17 protein-coding genes are annotated in these 17592 nt (G+C 70.6%); 1 reads left to right on the top strand and 16 read right to left on the bottom strand.

The features are described from left to right. Window positions 1-332: 332 nt before the first annotated feature. On the top strand, window positions 333-1796 hold the full coding sequence (locus DFP74_RS09025; RefSeq protein ID WP_121181272.1) for a sodium:alanine symporter family protein: 1464 nt from the start codon (window positions 333-335) through the stop codon (window positions 1794-1796). A 127-nt stretch (window positions 1797-1923) separates the two neighbouring features. Here the strand turns inward: DFP74_RS09025 and DFP74_RS09020 are convergent, their stop codons facing one another. The 16 genes from DFP74_RS09020 to DFP74_RS08945 form a co-directional block, all read right to left on the bottom strand. Next, on the bottom strand, window positions 1924-2418 hold the full coding sequence (locus DFP74_RS09020; RefSeq protein WP_121181271.1) for a hypothetical protein: 495 nt from the start codon (window positions 2416-2418) through the stop codon (window positions 1924-1926). 19 nt (window positions 2419-2437) lie between these two features. Further along, complete coding sequence (locus DFP74_RS09015; protein ID WP_121181270.1) at window positions 2438-3193, bottom strand: hypothetical protein; 756 nt, start codon at window positions 3191-3193, stop codon at window positions 2438-2440. Next, on the bottom strand, window positions 3181-3603 hold the full coding sequence (locus DFP74_RS09010) for a hypothetical protein (RefSeq protein ID WP_121181269.1): 423 nt from the start codon (window positions 3601-3603) through the stop codon (window positions 3181-3183). Before DFP74_RS09010 ends, DFP74_RS09015 begins: the two co-directional genes overlap by 13 nt. Beyond that, complete coding sequence (locus DFP74_RS09005; RefSeq protein ID WP_233570889.1) at window positions 3600-4085, bottom strand: hypothetical protein; 486 nt, start codon at window positions 4083-4085, stop codon at window positions 3600-3602. Before DFP74_RS09005 ends, DFP74_RS09010 begins: the two co-directional genes overlap by 4 nt. A gap of 193 nt (window positions 4086-4278) precedes the next feature. Beyond that, window positions 4279-4809, bottom strand: coding sequence for a DUF4913 domain-containing protein (locus tag DFP74_RS09000; RefSeq protein WP_233570888.1), 531 nt, complete (start codon window positions 4807-4809; stop codon window positions 4279-4281). Between the two features lie 58 nt (window positions 4810-4867). Further along, window positions 4868-6547 (bottom strand): hypothetical protein, encoded by a 1680-nt coding sequence (locus DFP74_RS08995; protein WP_121181268.1) that lies wholly within the window; start codon window positions 6545-6547, stop codon window positions 4868-4870. A gap of 114 nt (window positions 6548-6661) precedes the next feature. Then, window positions 6662-7993 (bottom strand): hypothetical protein, encoded by a 1332-nt coding sequence (locus tag DFP74_RS08990; protein WP_147453844.1) that lies wholly within the window; start codon window positions 7991-7993, stop codon window positions 6662-6664. Window positions 7994-8065: 72 nt separating this feature from the next. Next, window positions 8066-8671: a hypothetical protein gene (locus DFP74_RS08985; protein ID WP_121181266.1), complete on the bottom strand. Its 606-nt coding sequence runs from the start codon at window positions 8669-8671 to the stop codon at window positions 8066-8068. Between the two features lie 72 nt (window positions 8672-8743). Beyond that, window positions 8744-9391, bottom strand: coding sequence for a hypothetical protein (locus DFP74_RS08980; RefSeq protein WP_121181265.1), 648 nt, complete (start codon window positions 9389-9391; stop codon window positions 8744-8746). Between the two features lie 44 nt (window positions 9392-9435). After that, the gene (locus tag DFP74_RS08975) at window positions 9436-11250 is read right to left on the bottom strand and encodes a TraM recognition domain-containing protein (RefSeq protein WP_121181264.1); all 1815 of its coding nucleotides are present in this window, start codon (window positions 11248-11250) and stop codon (window positions 9436-9438) included. A 9-nt stretch (window positions 11251-11259) separates the two neighbouring features. Further along, window positions 11260-12810: a hypothetical protein gene (locus DFP74_RS08970; RefSeq protein ID WP_121181263.1), complete on the bottom strand. Its 1551-nt coding sequence runs from the start codon at window positions 12808-12810 to the stop codon at window positions 11260-11262. Window positions 12811-12822: 12 nt separating this feature from the next. Then, window positions 12823-14292 carry an SCO6880 family protein gene (locus DFP74_RS08965; protein ID WP_121181262.1) on the bottom strand — a complete coding sequence of 490 codons (1470 nt, stop codon included), beginning with the start codon at window positions 14290-14292 and terminating at the stop codon, window positions 12823-12825. Beyond that, complete coding sequence (locus DFP74_RS34880; protein WP_121181261.1) at window positions 14293-15927, bottom strand: hypothetical protein; 1635 nt, start codon at window positions 15925-15927, stop codon at window positions 14293-14295. It lies immediately after the preceding gene. Window positions 15928-15978: 51 nt separating this feature from the next. Next, window positions 15979-16869: a pilin gene (locus tag DFP74_RS08955; protein ID WP_199725565.1), complete on the bottom strand. Its 891-nt coding sequence runs from the start codon at window positions 16867-16869 to the stop codon at window positions 15979-15981. Window positions 16870-16905: 36 nt separating this feature from the next. Next, complete coding sequence (locus DFP74_RS08950; RefSeq protein ID WP_233570887.1) at window positions 16906-17208, bottom strand: hypothetical protein; 303 nt, start codon at window positions 17206-17208, stop codon at window positions 16906-16908. A gap of 41 nt (window positions 17209-17249) precedes the next feature. Then, a complete protein-coding gene (locus tag DFP74_RS08945) occupies window positions 17250-17585 on the bottom strand; it encodes a hypothetical protein (protein ID WP_121181259.1) in 336 nt (111 codons plus the stop codon). Between the last annotated feature and the right edge of the window lie 7 nt (window positions 17586-17592).

The raw sequence follows: 17592 nt of genomic DNA, 5'->3' as shown, positions 1-17592 counted from the left end.
CCGGTCGTGGCTCATGGGCGCCGAAGGGTGTGCACACAGCCCCAGGGTCCGTTGTGCCCGCACCGGTCCGATGGCGGCCGGAGTGGCACAGGCCATGCACGTTCGTGATCTATCTTGCGGTCCGGGCGGATTTGCCGTTACCTAGTCCGCGGCCCACCACCCGCGATCCACGGGCGGCCCGGGTGTCCTGCCGACGACGATCTCGGCGGCAGCGGCCACCCCTTGTGTCCTGACAGCAGAAGACCCGACTCCGCCCTGCCCCCTGCGGAACAAGAACCGGTCGCGGAGCGAGACAACGCCGTCTCCGCCGACGACGAAGGGAACGTCCCCCTGTGGATGCAGTGAACGCGGGCATCGTCGCCCTCAACGATGCCTTCTGGGCTTACCTCCTCATCCCCCTCCTGCTCATTCTGAGCATCTACTTCACGGTGCGATCGGGCGCCGTGCAGTTCCGGATGATCCCCGACATGTTCCGCGCGATGCGCGGTGATCCCGGACTCGCTCCCGACGGGAGCAAACCGATCTCGGCCTTCCAGGCCTTCGCGGTGTCCGCCGCCGCCCGCATCGGCACCGGCAACATCGCCGGCGTGGCCACGGCGATCGCCCTCGGCGGTCCCGGCGCGGTCTTCTGGATGTGGGCCATGGCCCTGCTGGTCGGCGCGGCCAGCTTCGTCGAGTCCACCCTCGCCCAGCTGTACAAGGTCCGGTCCGCGGACGGATACCACGGCGGTCCCGCCTACTACATGGAGTACGGGCTCCGCTCCCGGTGGATGGGCGTGCTCTTCGCCATCGTCATCACCGTGACCTTCGGCCTCGTGTTCACGAGTGTGCAGAGCAACACCATCTCCGCCGCCGTGGCCAACACCGTGTCGACGGCCTCGGGCACGGACGCCGCGTCGTGGATCTCCTACGCGGTCGGCGCGGTGCTCGCCGTCGCCACCGGCGTGATCATCTTCGGCGGCGGACGCCGGATCGCCAAGACCGCGACGCTGCTGGTGCCGTTCATGGCGGGGATCTACCTCCTCATGGGCCTGGCCGTGGTCGCGATGAACATCGACCAGATCCCCGTCGTGTTCACCGAGATCATCACCCACGCGTTCGGCATCCGCGAGATCGCCGCGGGCGGCATCGGCACCGCGATCGTCCAGGGCATGCGGCGCGGCATGTTCTCCAACGAGGCCGGACTCGGCTCGGCCCCCAACGCCGCCGCCAGCGCCTCGGTCAGCCACCCGGTCAAGCAGGGGCTCGTGCAGACCCTCGGCGTCTACTTCGACACGCTGATCGTCTGCTCCACCACGGCCTTCATCATCCTGGTCTCCAACCCCACCTTCACGGAGGAGGCCGGGCCGACCCTCACCCAGAACGCCCTGGAGACCAACCTGGGCCCCTGGGCTCTGCACCTGCTCACGCTGATCATCCTGCTGGTCGCCTTCACCTCGGTGCTCGGCAACACCTTCTACGGGGACGCCAACGTCGGCTACCTGACGAAGAACCCGGCGGCCCGCACCGGCTTCCGCGTGCTGGTCGTCATCGTGACCTTCCTCGGCGCGATCGGCTCGGGCGGCCTGGTGTGGAGCCTGGCCGACACCACGATGGGGATCATGGCCCTGGTCAACCTCGCGGCGCTGGCCGTGCTGGCACCCATCGCCTGCCGCCTGCTCACGGACTTCGTCCAGCAGCGCAAGCAGGGCGCGGACCCTGTCTTCACCAAGGACCGGATGCCCGACATCGAGAACGTCGAGTGCTGGACCGACGAGGACCTGGCCCGCTACAAGGGGAGCGCCACCAAGGTCTGACCGTCCCGGACCGACGTTCCCCCTTTCCCGGGTGTGGTGCCTCCCCGGCGGTACCACCCCCTGCCTTCCCCCGGGCGCACCGCGCCCGGGGGAAGGCACGCGCCGGAGCGGCGCTGAGGTTGCGGCGTCACAGCAGCGCCGCGACCGCCGCTCCCACCGACCCTCCGGCGAGGAGTACGGCGGTTCCCGCGCAGGCGACGTCCAGCCACCACGCCCGGGCGCGCTCGCGCTCGGCGACGGCCAGCCGGCCGGCGTGGCCGGCCTGGACCCGTGCGAGGGCCGACTCCTCCTCGGCGTTCAGGAGCGCGAGCGCGCGGTCGAGGTCGTCCACCACCCGTACGGGCGTGGGGGCGCCCCCATCCGCGTCGGGCTCGCCGCCGAGCCGCGCGCCCGCGCGTATCCGGGTCCCGGCCGCCTCCACCAGCGCGTACCGGCGCTCCGAGTAGCTCCGCCGCAGCGCCTGCTCCTCGTCCCGCGACTCCAGACCGAGCAGTGCTGACGGGTGATCGAGCCGGTGGCCGCGCACACGCCCGACCGACTCCGCGCCGACCCGGACGCAGACCGCCACGGTCGCGACCGCGACCAGGAGCATGATCAGGTCACCGGTGTCCAGCGGGCCCATGACCGCCCCCTTCCTCGTCTCACAACGCCCTCCCGGGGGTGCGGTCGTCGCCCCCGCGGGCTCCCGTGACGCTGATGCGCCGCGCCGGACCCGTGCGCCCCCGCACCGCCTCGGCGAGGCTCGCCGGGGCGTCGGTGAGCAGATCGTGTCCCGAGACCGCCCGCCGCGTCCGCTCCCGGAGGCCCTCCTCGTCCACGCGGCCCGGGCGTTGCAACTCCTCGCGCAGGGCCTGCGCCCGCTCCTCGGTGAACGCCGGGGTCCCCAACGGCCCGCTGATGCCGTCCTTGAGGCCGTTCTCGCGGTACCACTCCAGCTCCTGGAGGTCGCGTCCGACGGCCGCCGCCACCTCCAGGGCCCGTCCGGAGAGGCCGCGGGTGTCGATCATCGGGCCGGTGGGCGTCTCGACGAGCAGTCCGGCCTCGTCCAGGCGGTGGAGCAGGTCCCGGTGCCGGCGCGGGATCGCGTTGAAGGACTGTGCGGCCCGCCGGGCCCGCTCCTCCGCCGTCCTCTGCCGTGTGCGCAGGCTGTCGACGTCGCGGTGCAGGGTCCCGGCCTGCTTCTTGCTCCGCGCCTCGACCCGCAGCCGGGGAAGCGCGATCTCGGTCTCCAGCAGGCGCCGGTTCGCGGCGGCGCGGATCCGCTCCGCCTCCTTGGCGATGTGGTCGACCTTGGCCCGGCCGCCCCGGCGGGCCTTGCCCAGACTCCTGCGGAACACCACGGCGGCGGTCACGACGAGCGACCCCAGCGCCGCGCCGGCCGCGATCAGCCACTCCACGGGGCCCTCCTCCGCTGGGCTCCGGCGTGGCGGTCGAGGTCGGCGAGGGCGGTTCGTATCCGTGCCTCGGCGGCGTCGAGCTCGTGGCGGAGCGTGTCGAGCCGGCCGTCGGTGCCGTTCGTTCGGCCGGTGCCGTCCGATCCGCCGACCGCTCCTGGCTCGGACGGCGGCGGTACCGTCGCCGCCTCCGTCGCCGTGTCGGACAGCAGATCGCGCCAGGCCCAGAGGTGGCCCGTGGTCGCGCCGAGCGCCCGCGAGCGTTCCAGGGACCGTTCGGCGCCCGCCAGCAGGGCTTCCTCGGCGACTCCGCGGGGCGGATACACCCGCCGGGCCGTGTGGCGGCGGGTCAGCGCCCAGCGCGCGGCGGCGAGCAGGGCGGCGGCGGTCCCGAGCACCAGCGCCCCGGTCACGAACGCGCTCCCCGGACCGGCCGGCGCGTCGGCTCCGGCGCGTGTCGGCTCCGGAACGGCTGGGCCAACCCCCGGCCCGCCTCCCGCAGGGCCCCGCGCACGCCCGCGGGCCGGTTGAGCCGCAGGAGCTGGTCGACGCCCTGTTCGGTGTCCCTCAGCTTCTCGAAGTTCGCCTGGACGCGCTTCTCCCGGGCGTCGGCCTCGTTCTCGGACTGGCCGACCCTCTGGTCGGCGCTCTCCAGGGCCTTCTGCACGGGGCGGTCCGCGGACGCGTAGGCGTCCAGGGCCGCGCGCAGGGCCTCGGCCTCGACCACGCGCGGGTCCTGCGACACCGCCAGGTCGTAGCGTTTGGCCTCGGCGAGCATCAGGTCCGCCTCGTCCCGTCCCTCCCAGCGCGCACCGAGCGCGACCGAGGCGACGAGGAGGCTGGTCGCGCCGATGAAGGCGCTGCCCAGGGTCAGTGCCACTTGCAGGGGGTCCACCCGCACACCCTTCAGGTCCGCCGTTCCCCGCGGCGGCGGGGCGGTACCTGTCTATCGACGCCGGTGGACGGTACCGCCCTCGTCGGGGGGCCGCGCGGCGACGCCCGGGTGAACATCGGCTGACACGGCGAGAGGGGCCCGTGGAAGTGCCACGAGCCCCTCTGATCCCGGCGTCAGGCCGTCCGCGAACGGATCACCACTCGTCCTCGAACCACCCCTCGGGAGCGGGGTCGGCGGGCAGGGGGCGGGGGTCCTGGTGGCGGCGCGACGTGCACTCGCGGAAGGGGCCGTTGTCGCCGAGCAGGATGCTCATCTGGAAGTCGAGGTGGTCGCGGTACCAGACCGCCATGCCGGTGCCCGCCTCCCAGCGCAGCACCTCCCACGCGTGCCACAGCGCCTGGAACCGGGAGACCGCCTCGGCGTGGCGCCACCACTCCTTGCACCAGCGGAACTGTCCGCCCTCGGGGCGCACGTAGACGGGCAGGAACCGCAGGCGCACGAACTCCTCGACGTTCTTGAACACGGGCTCGGGCGCGGGTTCGTCGTCGTCCTCCAGGGCGTCGGCGGCGCCGTCCCCCTGGTTCACCGCGGCGACGACGCCCGGCGCCTCCGTGGTGACACCGGGAGGTCCTGCGGTCAGCCTCTCCGCGTACGCGGGCTCCTCCCGGTCCGACAGGCGAACGTCCGCCGTCCCGCCCGCCTCGTGCTCCTGCTCAGTGCTCATGTCCTGCGCCGTTTCTTCTCAGGGTTCGTCGTGTCGGGTACGCGGGGAAGGCCCCGCGTCAGCGGGCGGCGCCGCGCCGCGTCGTCGTCGTGGTGGTGCGCCGCGTCGTCGTGCTCGCGGTGGTGCGCCGGTGCCGGTTGTGCGAGGCCATCAGCCGGACCTTGGCCGCCTGGGCCGCCCGCTTGCCCTGTGGCGGCTGGGAGTCGCCACCGACGGTGCTCGCGGCCTTGCCGCGAAGGTAGTTCTGGCGCTGCTCACCGGAATGCCTGTTGCCCGCCGTGATCTCCGCGCGGCGCTCCTTCCTGTCCACACGGACGCCCTGGCCGTCCTCGTGACGGGCACGAACCCCGGCGCCGTTCGCAGACCGGACATCGGTGGAACCCTTCGCGGCGCCGGTCCGCCGGGCGTCCGCCTCGGCCAGCCCGACCTCCGGACGGTTGACCGCGGAGGCGCCGAGGCGCTCCTGCCCCAGCCTCACCTGCCCCACGCCCTTCGGGAGCTTGGCACCCTCGCTCAGGACCAGGCGGGGGTCGGCGGCCACGGCGGGATCGTTCGGGGACCGGAGCGCGGCCCCGCCCGCGTTGACCGCCCGCACGTCCTGGTCGCGGTCGCGGGGTTCGTTCGTGGGGAAGCCGCGGTTCTTGTCCAGGGCGTAGAGGAGGGCCTCTCCCTGGGGGAACGTGTCGGCGCCGCCCTTGGCGGCGCGAGCCTCGGACTTCTCGAGGCCCTTGTTGTAGGCCTCGGTGAACCCGGGGATGCGCTTGGCGTCGTTGACCACCTGGAGCAGGCTCGCGCCCGGCGCCTTGCCGTCGAGAGCCGCGGCGATCAGTGATTCGACGCTGTCCCGCACCTTGTTCGGGTCGGCTCCGGGGTCCTTGACCGCGGGGATGGCCTTGTTCCACACCTCCTCCATCGTCTGCATGGGCCGGCCGTCCGCCTGGGGAGAGGCGGCGGACATGACGGAGTTGGCGTCGATGCGCGAGGAGTGGGGGTCGCCGACGAAGTTGACGTCCTTCCAGGTGTGCCGCTCGATGGACTCCGCGATCTCCAGGTGGTGGTTCTCCGCCAGCGCGTCGAAGGCCTTCTCCTGCGCCTCCCGGGCGCCCGGCTCCTGGGAGTTTGCGGCGCTCAACCACACCTGGGCGAGGTCCCGGGCGCTCATCTTTCCGAGATCGGTGTTCTCGTCCAGGGCCAGGCGCCAGACCTGCTCGGGCGGAGTGTCCGGGCCGCCCGGGCCCTGCTGCCAGAGGTTGGCTCGCGCCGCCTGCTCGATCACGCCGGTGTGGTAGTCGGCGCGCAGGACCCCGTCCATGTCCTGGAGCCGCAGGCTCTGCTGCGCCTGGCGGACCCGGGCCACGTCCACGCCCAGTGCCTGGGCGACCATGCGCGGGTCGGCCTTGCGGGCAAGGCCGAGCGCGGCCATGGCGACGTTGGGCGAGTATCCGACGTGCTCCTCCGCGAAGAACGCCGCGCCCCTGCTCTGCTCGCTCCGCTTGCGGAGGGCGCCGTGGACGGCGGCCCTGGCGAGCGACCCCTGGTTGCTGAGGCCGGTACGGCTCACAGTGGAACCCATCACGGCCAGGAGCAGGGCCTCGGCGAAGTCCTTGTTCCCGCCGCCACCGCCCTTGTCCCCGGACTCCGAGCCCATGTTGGCCTTGAGCTCGGCGAACCGGGCGGCGGTGAGCCGCCGCGCTTCGGCCACCTCGTCGGTGAGCAGGCTCGTGTGCTTCGGGCTCACAACGTCCTCCAGGCGCTCGTTCGGGCCCGGTGGCCCCCCGCCGCGACACCACTCCAGCCGCCGTCCGGGCGCGGAGTGGACCACGGGTTCGGTAGGGGCCCGCGTACGCTCGTGTCACGGACGGGCGGTGCCATGGCGCCTCCCCGCCCTCTGCTGGCGCTGAGGCGCTGGGCGTCGCAGCCGTCCCACGTTGGAGTTGGCCCCCTGGCCCTGTGCGGTCGTGCGCCCCTGCTGTCGGGGAAGCCCCGGTGCGTGCAGAGTCGGTCGGTTGGGTCCGTTCCGCGGCCCGGTCGGCCCTCCGGCACGTCCCAGGTGGGCGTTCTGCGTGGCGTTCACCTGGACGTTGGGCAGGCTCGCGGGGTTGGTCGCGGCCATTCCGGCCTTGAACTGCTTCCGTTGGGCGGCCGCCGTCCTGCTGTCCGTGCGGAGGACTTCCTTGGCGACCGCCTTCGGGGTCTTCTTGTCCTTGCGCAGGGCCTGAAGGTCCTTCACGCGCTCGTTGACCTGGTCCTTGTAGGCGCTGTGTGCCGACTCGGCCGCGGCGACGGCGCGGCCGGCCCGATCCTCAGCCGTGCGTACCAGCCGGTCGGTCTGGCGGACCACGTCTCTGAGGTCCGCCGTGCCCCTGCGGATCGTCGCCTGGACGTTCGCGTTCTCGGCCCTGCGCACGTTGGTGATGATCTGGTCGGCCCTGCGCGTCGCCCTCTGCTCACGCTGTCCGCTCTCGAGCTTGGCCCGCCGGACTATCGCCTCCCCCTGGGTCCGAGCCCTGCGCTCGGCCTCGGGGCCCTTGCCGTCCGCCTTGCGTATCAGGTCCCGTTTCTGGTTCTCGGCTCGTTGGACTGCCTTGCGGCCGGTCACCTTGGCCTGGACGACCAGGCCACCGGCCCGAACGCGAGCCTCATCCACGCGCACGTCGCGCTGGTGCCGTGCCTGTCGTATTTCGCCCGCGACACGTTCGCGCACCTGGGAGATGATCAGTGCACGCTGGATCTTGGCCGCGCCCACGTAGGCCCCGGCGCGCTCCCGGACCTTCCCGAGAGCCCTGTCCATGGACTTCGTCGCCCTCCTGGCCTGCCTGATTCGCGCTCTGGTCCGCGCGCGGGTCGGTATGCGGCCCTTTCTGAGGCGCCACCGGAAGAACCGGCGGAGGGGGCGCCCGGCGAGCAGGTTGACCAGGCTCAACGCGAAGTTGAGCAGTCCGAAGAAGATACCTGTCACGAAGTCCAGGACCTTCGCCGAGATGTCGTAGATCGAGCCCATCGCGCTGGTGAACTCCGAGGCGTGGTCACCGTTCCCGCTGCGAGCCGACCTCGCGCTCGATGCGCTGGTCGAACCTCCTCGCTGGGAGATGACGGCGTTGGCGTTGGCGTTGCTGTTCTCGTGCCGCGTCGCCCGGTCCTCTCCGACATGGGGGGCCGGTGGGGCCTCAGTGGGGGCAGCCATGATCGCTCACCTTCTACCGGGTCGGATTGGACGTGCGTTGTGCCACCGGAGGCCGACTGCGCGGTGCCCGTCTCATCGGCGCGCTCCACCTCGACGGTCAGCGGAGGCCTTTCGCTGGTGAGCCGCATGACGTCCCCGCAACGTGTCCTTCGCCGGCCCGCCGAGCTTCGGCCGGCGCGGCGTGTCGCGGAGTGCTGTGGCCTGCTTCGCGGTGCGGGCGACTCGGGCCACGCGGTCCGTGAGTGTCTTCGCCGCCGTTTTCACGAGAGCCTGCGCCGATCGCCAGGCCCCGTTGAAATCCTGACGGGCCTCAGACATCGAGAGTTCGACGAGGCGGAGGGTGTTTTCCATCGTCCAGCTCGTCTCCATGGACTGGGCAGCACTCACCCTGTCCATGTTCTCTTTGACCGTCTTCATGTAGGCGGCGGCCGCCGGCCTCACCTGCTCCACCGCCTTGGCCACCTGTGCCTTGTACTCGTTGGTAGCGTCCTTCGACTCAGGGTGGGAGACGTCCAGTTCGAGGAGAAGGGCCGCCGCCTGGTCGTTGAACGTGTCGGCGCTGTTCTGCGCGTTCTGCAGTTCCCCGGCCAAGAACGTCTTGGTCGCTACCGCCTCGAACTCGACATCACGACGGGAAGGGCGGAGCAAGTCCAGTGTGCGTTTGGTACGTCCTGCCATGTCGTCACTCCTTGTCGATAAGGAACGTGGATGTGGCTGTCGGCGCCGGGGGTTCGCGCCGCGTGGTCGGACTCACTTCTGAGTCCGGTTCCTGTGTTGGGACGGGCCCAGCCTTCGCTGAGCCGACCTCGCGGCACGGAGTGTGTCCCGCGCCGTTCCTTGGAGCCGACCCTGTGCCGTGTGCGCGCTCCGCGCGGTCTCGTTCCACCGCTCCACGAGTAGGGCGTCCGCCGTCGGTCCGTGGAGCTTCGGCCGTTCCGGTTGGAGCTGGTGAGCCGAGGTGCCGAGGGACTCCTTCGCCTCACGCACGATCGCCTCGGCCGACCCCAGCCCCTCGCGGAACTTCCGCCACGCCGATTCCATGACGGTATCGACGCCCCGGAGAGCCGCCTCCAGATCCCGGCTCGTCCCCCGAGTCCTGAGCTCGCGGAGCCGCTTCGTCTGTCCCTCCACCGTGTCCCCGAAGGCCTTGAACGCGGCGTCGGCGGTGGCCTTCGCACGACCTCCGGCCGCTTCGGCCGCTGTCACCAGCTCCTGGTCGGTAACGTTCACATTGCGAGCGAGGGCGTCGGCTCGACTGACGGTCGCGTCCTGCTGCCTGTCGGCACTCTCGCGTTCGCGGTCCAGGTTCCTGACCCTGTTGTCGGCTTTCGTGCGGATGGTCTGGCGATTCGGTCGGAACGCGTCCCGGACGAGTTCGAGTCTTCCAGGGTCTGCCATGGGGAACTCCTGTCAATTCAGGTCGAACGGTCCTGTCCGGCTTCTCACCGACGGGTGGGCGTGTCGTAGCGCAGACGGGCTCCGGCGGTGATCCGCTCCTCGGCCTCCTTGATCGCGGCGGTGACGAGCTTTGCTCTCGGTGTCCGGTACCACGGGCGCATTCGCAGCAGCGTGGGCTTGGCCGCGGTGGCGAAGAGCAGGCACTCGCCCTTGTCGATCTGGCGGATGTCGGAGCCCTGCATGATCTCCTGGCGCCTCAGCTGCACGGAGAAGTTGCCCTGGTTCTGGCCGTAGCTGTAGGACGAGGTCGACACGTCGTGCTGGCCGATCAGCTTGGACAGCGCGTCCACGATCTTGTGGTCGTCCAGACCGGCGCCGAACACCTTGACCGTCGCGGCCGACCACATGGCCTCCATGCCGTTCTCGGTCCACACGCGCACGCCCTGGCGGTAGCTCTGGAGGATCGTGACCGGCACGATCCCGCGCGATCCCAGGTGGGAGTACATGTCGGGCAGGTCCGCGATCTTGCAGATGTTGGCGGCCTCGTCCAGGACCGCCACCAGCGGCGGGTCGAGCCTGCCGCCCTGCCCCTCGGACGCCTCCTCGCCCGCGAGGAAGACCGCGTCGGTCAGGGCGGCGATCAGCGGCGCGGACGCCGCGCGCGACTTGCTGAGCAGGTGCAGCGTCTGCCGGGAGACGACGAAGGCGCGCGGGTCGAACTCCGGCGCCACTAGGTCCTTCGGCTGTGTCACCCACCGCATGATCTCGGGGTCGTCCAGGCACCGGGCGGCGGTGCGGGCCGTGGTGTAGATGCCGTCACGGGTCTCCGCGACGATGTTCTGCGTCTCGCGCAGCGCCTCGGCGTAGGCGGTGAAGCCGTGTTCGAAGAGGATGTCCACCGGCTGGGGGAGCTTCGTGTCGTGCAGCCACACGCCGACCCTGGCCAGGTCCTCCCCGCCGAGGGCGGCGGCGAGCATCAGCTGGGAGAGCAGGGCGCGGGCCGCCGGACCCCACATGTCCTTCTTGGAGTCGTCGTCGATCGTGAGCACGAAGTGGCCGGCGAGGCGGTAGGCGTCCTCCACGCTGCGCACGTTGGCCAGCGGGTTCCACCACAGGTCCTGCCCCTGGTGGGTGATGTGCTGGGGGTCGAACAGCCAGATCCGCTCACCCGTCGTCCGCTCGCGGATCCTCGAGGTGGCCGCCCACACGTCGCCCTTGTTGCTGGTGGCCAGGGCCGGGCCCGGAGCGTCCAGCACGTAGGGGATGGCCATCGCGGTCGTCTTGCCCGCTCGGGGCGCCATGTAGGCGAGGACCGTGTCCTCCCACGACGCGTACAGGCGGGGCCCCGAGCGCTTGCCGGTGCCCTTCATGTCACCGATGACGAGTCCGACCTCGGGCTCGGGCAGGGTCTTGCCCTTCATGCCCCGCAGCGAGCGCCTGCGCAGCCGCACCGCCTTCTCCGCGGCCTCGGGGCGGGCCAGTTCGCCGACCGTGTCGTTGTCCTTGTTCAGCGCGGCGATCGCGTCGGACTCCCCGTACAGCGTGTTCCTCAGCCACCGCAGGAACAGCCACGCCCCGACGGACGCCACCGTGGACAGGACCGCGAACACGGCCACGACCGCCCCACTGGGAGTGCCGGGCCAGGTCGTGCCGGTGTCCCACGTCACGAGCGAGACCACCCACATCGCGCCGAACGAGCCGACGGAGCCTCCTGCGACGGCCGCCACGAGCCGCGCCGACAGCCAGAAGAGGAAGAGCAGGCCCACGGTGCCCCAGAGGGCGAGCAGGATCAGCAGCGGCGGTGCGCCGGCCGCGGCCGCGCCGCCGCGGACCTGGTACTTCGGTTTCTCGCGAGCCATGGTCGGGTCTCACTCTCCCCGGATCGCCTGGTCGGTGTCGTACAGGCGCAGTTCGTCGCGGGTGAGCGTCATCTGCACCGGGATCCCGAGCCGCTCCGCGCCGGTCTTGATGAGGTACTTGCCGCGGCCGGGGTGGCGTGCCCCGGGCTGCCAGGAGTCGGGAGAGGACCACGACGCCACCAGACCCTGTTCGGGGGCGGTCATCGGGGTGATCCGGTTGACCGCGGCCAGCTCGCGGGGAGGCAGACCGGCGAGGACCGTGATGGCGGAACGGTCCACGAACCCCCGGGCCTTGGCACGGTCCTCCTCGGAGGCCAGCGCCTCCAGGTCGTTGAGGGAGTGCGTCACCATGATCGACGACATGCCCTTGGAGCGGTTGAGCCGGGTGAGGGAGTCGGCGAACTCCACCAGTCCGGGGGCGCCGCGCAGGGCCCGCCACAGCTCGTCCATCACACCGATGTAGGAACGGCGCCGGATGAGGCCGTGCTCGGACAGCACCGCTGCCGCGTCGACCATGCCGAAGCCGTAGCTCCAGGTGCACAGCATCGCGGCGGTCAGCAGCTTGTCGCCGGCGGCTCCGACCCGGGAGATGTCGACGCTGATCCCGGGCGCCTCCATGTCGATCGGCCTGGTGGTCGGCCCGTCGAACACCCCGGCCAGGGAACCGGTGCACAGCAGCCGGAGCGTGAAGACGAGGTCGTCCACGCGCTTGTCGTACTGGTCGCGGGTGTCGGACCGGGCGAACGACCTCAGCGCCTCGGGGCCCTCCTCCACGACTTCGAGCACGTCGATCACCGTGGGCTGGCGCCCGGAGAGCCGCTCGTCCAGCAGATCCACGGCCGCGCCGAGGACGACCTCCTCGGAGTTGTCGATCCGGCCCTCGCGGATCAGCGTGCACAGGGCCATCAGCAGGGAGATCCGCCGCGAGCGGACCTCCCAGCGCAGCTTCTCCCGTTCCACGTCGGAGAGCCGGTCCATCACCGAGCCCAGCGGTCCGGCGTCGAGCGGGTTGATCCGGTCCAGGCCGCGCCCGATCCGGATGACCTGCCCGCCCAGGTGCTGGATGAGGTCGGTGTAGTCGGGCTTGGTGTCGCCCAGGATGATCGCCTGCGAACCGAAGGCGACCGCGCCCGTGACCAGCCGCTTGACGAAGGTCGACTTCCCGGTGCCCGGTTGCCCCAGCACGAAGCATCCGGGGTTGGTGACCAGCCCGGCCCGCAGCCAGGCCATCGGGTCGAGGCAGACGGCTTCTCCTGAGAGCAGGTCGCGGCCGATCGGAGTCCCGACCGACGGCGGCTTGCTGCTCGTGACGAACGGGAACAGTCCGCAGACCTGTGCGGTCGTCGCCTGGTACTCGATCGCGTTGGGGATGTTGGGCGAGGCCCCGCCTCCCCGGTGCCGCCAGCCCAGGAGGGGCGCGACGACCTCCCGTTCCCGCTCCTTCGTGCGGTCCGGCCGCCTGGCCTGCTCCTGGAGTTCACGCTTCTCCTTGAGCCGCTTGCGCTCCGCCCGCTGCTGGCGGCGCTCCTCCCGGCCGCTCTGCCGGTCGATGATCGACATCGGTCTTCCTCTCTAACCCATGCCGCGTTGAATGAGGAACGGCGGGCACACTCCGAGTGGCAGGGTCGTGGCGAAGGCGACGTCCTGGCTGCCCCAGGCGCGGCGCAGCCGGATCCGTGACGTCTCGGCGGCGGACTCGGTGTGCGCGACCGCCTGCCGCATCTTCTCCCCGTCGTCCACGGTCGCGGTCGTGTACAGGCTGACCTGCACCAGACCGGCTCCGCGCGTCTCCTCCCGGGCCGCCTGCTGGGCGTAGGCGACGTCCTGGCGGTCGCGGGCGCTCACCCGGTGGCGCACGCGCGCGGACAGGTCGCTCTTGTACTGGGCCGCGGCGTTCTGGTGCTCCAGGGCGCGCGCCGCCGCGGCAGCGGGCCAGGGCCGGAACAGCAGGGTGGTCCTCTTGACCCACCGGGTGGGCGAGAGCAGTTCGGCGAGCACCGTGCTCGTCACGTGGGTGCGCGGCGCCTCCTGCCAGATCCAGGAGACGCTCGTCCCGCTGTCGTGGGTGTAGCGGTCGTGGTGCACCTCGGCCTCGACGGGGGTGGCGTCGGTCCAGTCGACGGTCCCGATGTCCTGGGGCTTGTCGCTCAGGATGGTGCTGACGTCGCTGAGCACCGTCGGGTCGTAGGCGGTGCGCACCATGGCGACGAGCTGCTCGGGGGTGGCCCGCCCCAGGACGGACACCCCCGTGCTGGCGAGACTGGTCTCGATCTGGTTGAGGTAGCCGCTGATCTCCACCGCCGCCTGCATACGGTCCTTGGGCGCCACCGGGAACTTGCGGGGGTCGTAGGTGAGGCTGATCCGGGTCTCGACCTGGGCGCTCACGGTCGGGGCGTTCAGTACGAGGTCGCGCATGATCCGGCGTGCCGCGGCGGGGGACTGCGGGTCGATGTCGGCCTCGACGTTGCCGCGCAGTGCGCTGCCGGGCGCGGGCCGCGACTCGACGGTCACCGTGACCCACTGGATCCACGGCATGTAGCCGAGCGAGGCCAGCCACTGGTGCCAGTTGGCCACCCAGGTGTCGACGTCGGAGGGCTCGGCGAGCCACACGGAGTTGGACGAGACCAGGACCGTCGCGGTCATGTGCCCCAGGCGCCGGTTCCAGGCCAGGCCGAACCGGCCGCCCCTGCCGTCCTCGCAGGAGAGCAGGGTGACGGGCGCCAGGACGCCCGGCAGCTGGAAGGCCCTGGGGTGCTCCACCATGACACCGGCCCGGTAGCGGGTGTGTCCGAGGACCTTGGCCCACCACCAGCGCAGCCGGGTCAGCAGGAAGCTGAGCACCGATTCGCCCCCCACGGGTACCGCGGCGAGCAGGAAGGCCACCACCATGACGGGCAGGAAGTAGAGGGCGAACGTGGGCGCGAACATGCCGGACAGCATCAGCACGACCAGGCCGGCCAACAGGATGAGGGTCGCGTTGAGCCCCAGCCCGAACAGCCCGATGCTGCGTCGGCGGCGCCAACCTCCGTACGTGCGAACCACCTAGACCATCCTTCCGTCTGCGCCGTCGGCGAGTGAATCCGAGCCCGCTCCGGTGGGCGGGGCCCCTGCGCCTCCACCGGAGACCGCGCCTCCCCCGTCGTAGGCCCCGCCTCCGCCGTCCGAGACCATGACCGCGCCGCCCGGTGAGTCCGGGCCCGGCGCCGTGCCCCCGCCGTCACCGGCCGAGGAGAATCCGCCTCCCGCATCCGCGCCCCCGGCCACGTCGTCGGCGCCGGAGGCGACCGTCTGGCTGGAGGACTGCTCGGAGCCGCTGACGGTCGAACTCGTCACCTCCGTCGCCCCGGGGGCACCGCCGTCGGCCGCGCCTCCGGCGGGGTTCGCCGCACCGTTCGTACCGCCGTCGGCCGCGCCTCCGGCGGGGTTCGCAGCACCGTCCGTGCCGCCGCCGTCCAGGCCGGCGAACTGCCCCTGTGTTCCCAGGGGCGACGTGCCCGCGGCTCCCGTTCCGGTGCCGGCCGCGCTCGCCGCCGTCACGGCGGCCGCGTCGCCGCCCGTGTCCGTGCCGCCCCCGTCGAGGTTGCGGGACACCCCGGCGGCGCGTTCGTTGGCCCCGGCCGCGGCCTGTTGGGCGTTGGCGGATCCGCTGTCGGCTGACGAGCTGTTGGACTGGGCGTTGGTGCTGGCGGAGTCGGCGCTGGTACTGCTACCGCTGCTGTTTCCGCCTCCGCCGCCACCGCCGCCACCGGTCACGGAATTGACGCCGCCCGCGAGGAAGGCCATCGCCCACATGCTTCCCGAGCTCATGAGCTTCATCAGGACGGGGAGGGCCCCGGTGGCCAGCAGCATGATCGCCGCTCCCAGCAGGTACCGGAGCAGACCGTCCTCGCCATCCGTTCCGTAGTCGTCCGCGGTCGCCAGGATCACGAGCCCGGAGAGATAGATCATGAGGAGAAGGGGTTTGTACAGCAGGCACGCGAACAGCCACCCGATGACCTTCGGCAGGAGCTTCAGGTTCGGGATCATGGCGCTGGCTGCGGCCAGCGGAAGGAGGCAGGCGATCAGGTAGATGATCGCGTCGAGGAGGGTAAGGACGACCATCTGGGCGATCACGCCGAGGATCACGGCGAGTCCGACCATGGAGGACACTGCCCCGCGGGAGATTTCGTTGTCGCCGAAGCCCAGATCGTTGACGACCCCCACGCGCATGATGCTCGGGTAGACCTCCTGCGCGGCGTACAGGAAGTTCACTTCCCGGTCCAGCCCGGAGCCGTTGTCGTAGGGCGCCCGGTAGGTTCCCGCGCCGAGGATCATCGAGGTGAACGCGCTGCTGAACTGCGACAGGACGTAGATGAGGAACAGTCCGCCGAAGGTGGCGACGATGACCGTCAGCAGTCCGCGAATCAGGTCTATCATCGGGTCGAGCCGACGGGTCCACAGGAGGCGGGCGGCCGCAAGCAGGATGCCCAGCGTCGCCAGGAACAGGACCAGTGGGTTGAAGACGTTCTGGAGCTGCAGTACGCCCTGGTCGATGACGGTCTGGGTGCTCGTCGGTGATCCCTGGTACTCACCCCAGACGGGGCCTCGGGCACCGCTGTCGATCAGCAGCCCGAACATGCGCTCGATGACGCCTTGAAGGCTCTCCGTCACCCAGCCTTCGACGTTTTCCTGTTCCATTGGTTCCACCTCCTCGGCTTCTCGGTCGGTTCACGTCTTCTCACCCAGTGGCTACTCGTCGTCAGGCCGAGCGGAGGCCGTCACCGGGCAGAAGTGATCGGGTATCCGGAATTGACCGAGGGAGTCCTTGGCCCATTCCTTGTTCTGGTTGCCCAGGACCCAGTCGCCATACAGTACACAGGCGTAGTATTTCTGCATCCTGGCCGTGTCGAGGTCGGTGCCGTACTCGTCGGGGAGCTCCCCCGCGTTCTCTAACGGGTGGTCCCTGCAGGCGTTGCTTCTCTCCCACCACGATGCGGGAAGATTGGGGCAGTGATAGGGGGCGTAGCTCCAGTTGGCGGGCTCCATGAGGTCCAGGTCGTCCGGCGTGCAGGGCGAGGCCTTGAAGCCGTTGGAGAAATACCCGAAACTGCCTTCGTAGCAGTATTCCCAGCAGTTGGCCGAGCCGTCGTCCGTGCAACGCGGGTCGTCCGGTCCCGAGAGCGCGGTGGCGTGGTCGAGTTCTTCGTAACCGTCTTTGTCAGGGCATATGTAGTTGTCATCCTCGGTCTCGAGGGCGACACCGTCTTCGCAGTCGGCTGCTTCCCGCTCCTCTTCGTCCTGGTCCTGCGCGACCCCCTCGATGAGGGACCCGAGGTTTTCCTCGGTCTCGTGGGTGGAGCCTTGGAGCAGGCTTCCGACCAGGGTGCCGGAGGCGACGATGAGGACGATCGCCAGCACGACGTAGGGGAGGTCGGCCATACCGCGGGCGGCGATCCAGGGGTCGCCGGTGAAGTTGGCATGGATCATTCGACCGCCGACGACGACGAGCGCGAGGATGCCCAGGACCACGCCGAGACCGGCCACGTAACCCAGGATCTCGTTCCCGGAGTTGTTGAACTCCTGACGCCCGGCGGCCAGGGCCAGCTCGGCTCCCGATGCCAGCTCGACCTGTTCCCACACCTGACAGAACCCCCAGTCGTGTTGCTCTGGCCCGGTTCACACGCCCGCGAGGGTGGTGATCACGGAAATGGCGACCATCGCAAGGGACACCCCCATGATGGTCCAGATCACACCGCCGACTCCGTCCGCGGCTATCTCGGACCGACCCAGCTTCCCGATCGCCATCTTTCCGGCGGAGTAGAGGATGCCGATGACCCCCAGGACGATGATGACCCCCTGGGTGTATCCGAGGAAGCGTCCGATCGGGTCCGCGTCATTGCCCTGCGTGTTCCCGACGTCCCAGTCCGGCATCCTCGGCACGGGGTCCCACTGCATTTCGGCCGGGATCGCCGCTGCCATGTGGACGGTGTCCGCGATCGCGGGCAGCAGCCCCGACAGCATCAGTCGCCGGCGCCAGGGACACTGGCGATCGCGAGGATGATCGGGACGGCCACGAGCATGAGCGAGATCCCCATCACCGTCCAGACCAGCCCTCCGACACCGTCGGCGGCGAGGTCGGATCGGCCGAACTTGCCGATGGCCATCTTGCCCGCGGCGAAGAGGACACCGATGATGCCGATGACGACGATGATGCCCTGGCCCCAGCTGATCACCTGCTCGATCGGGTTGTCGTTGTCATCGAAGTCCGGTAGCTCCGGCTTGTTGTTCCATTCGAAGTCCATGGGCACCATGGCCATGTGGCCGGTCAGGTCACTCGCGTACAGCAAGGCGTCCATGCGTCTC

It is taken from the genome of Nocardiopsis sp. Huas11, from assembly GCF_003634495.1.
In the GTDB taxonomy this organism is placed as follows: Bacteria; Actinomycetota; Actinomycetes; order Streptosporangiales; family Streptosporangiaceae; genus Nocardiopsis.
The sequence above is the reverse complement of the archived record's forward strand: the minus strand, read 5'-3'. Positions and strand labels throughout refer to the sequence as shown.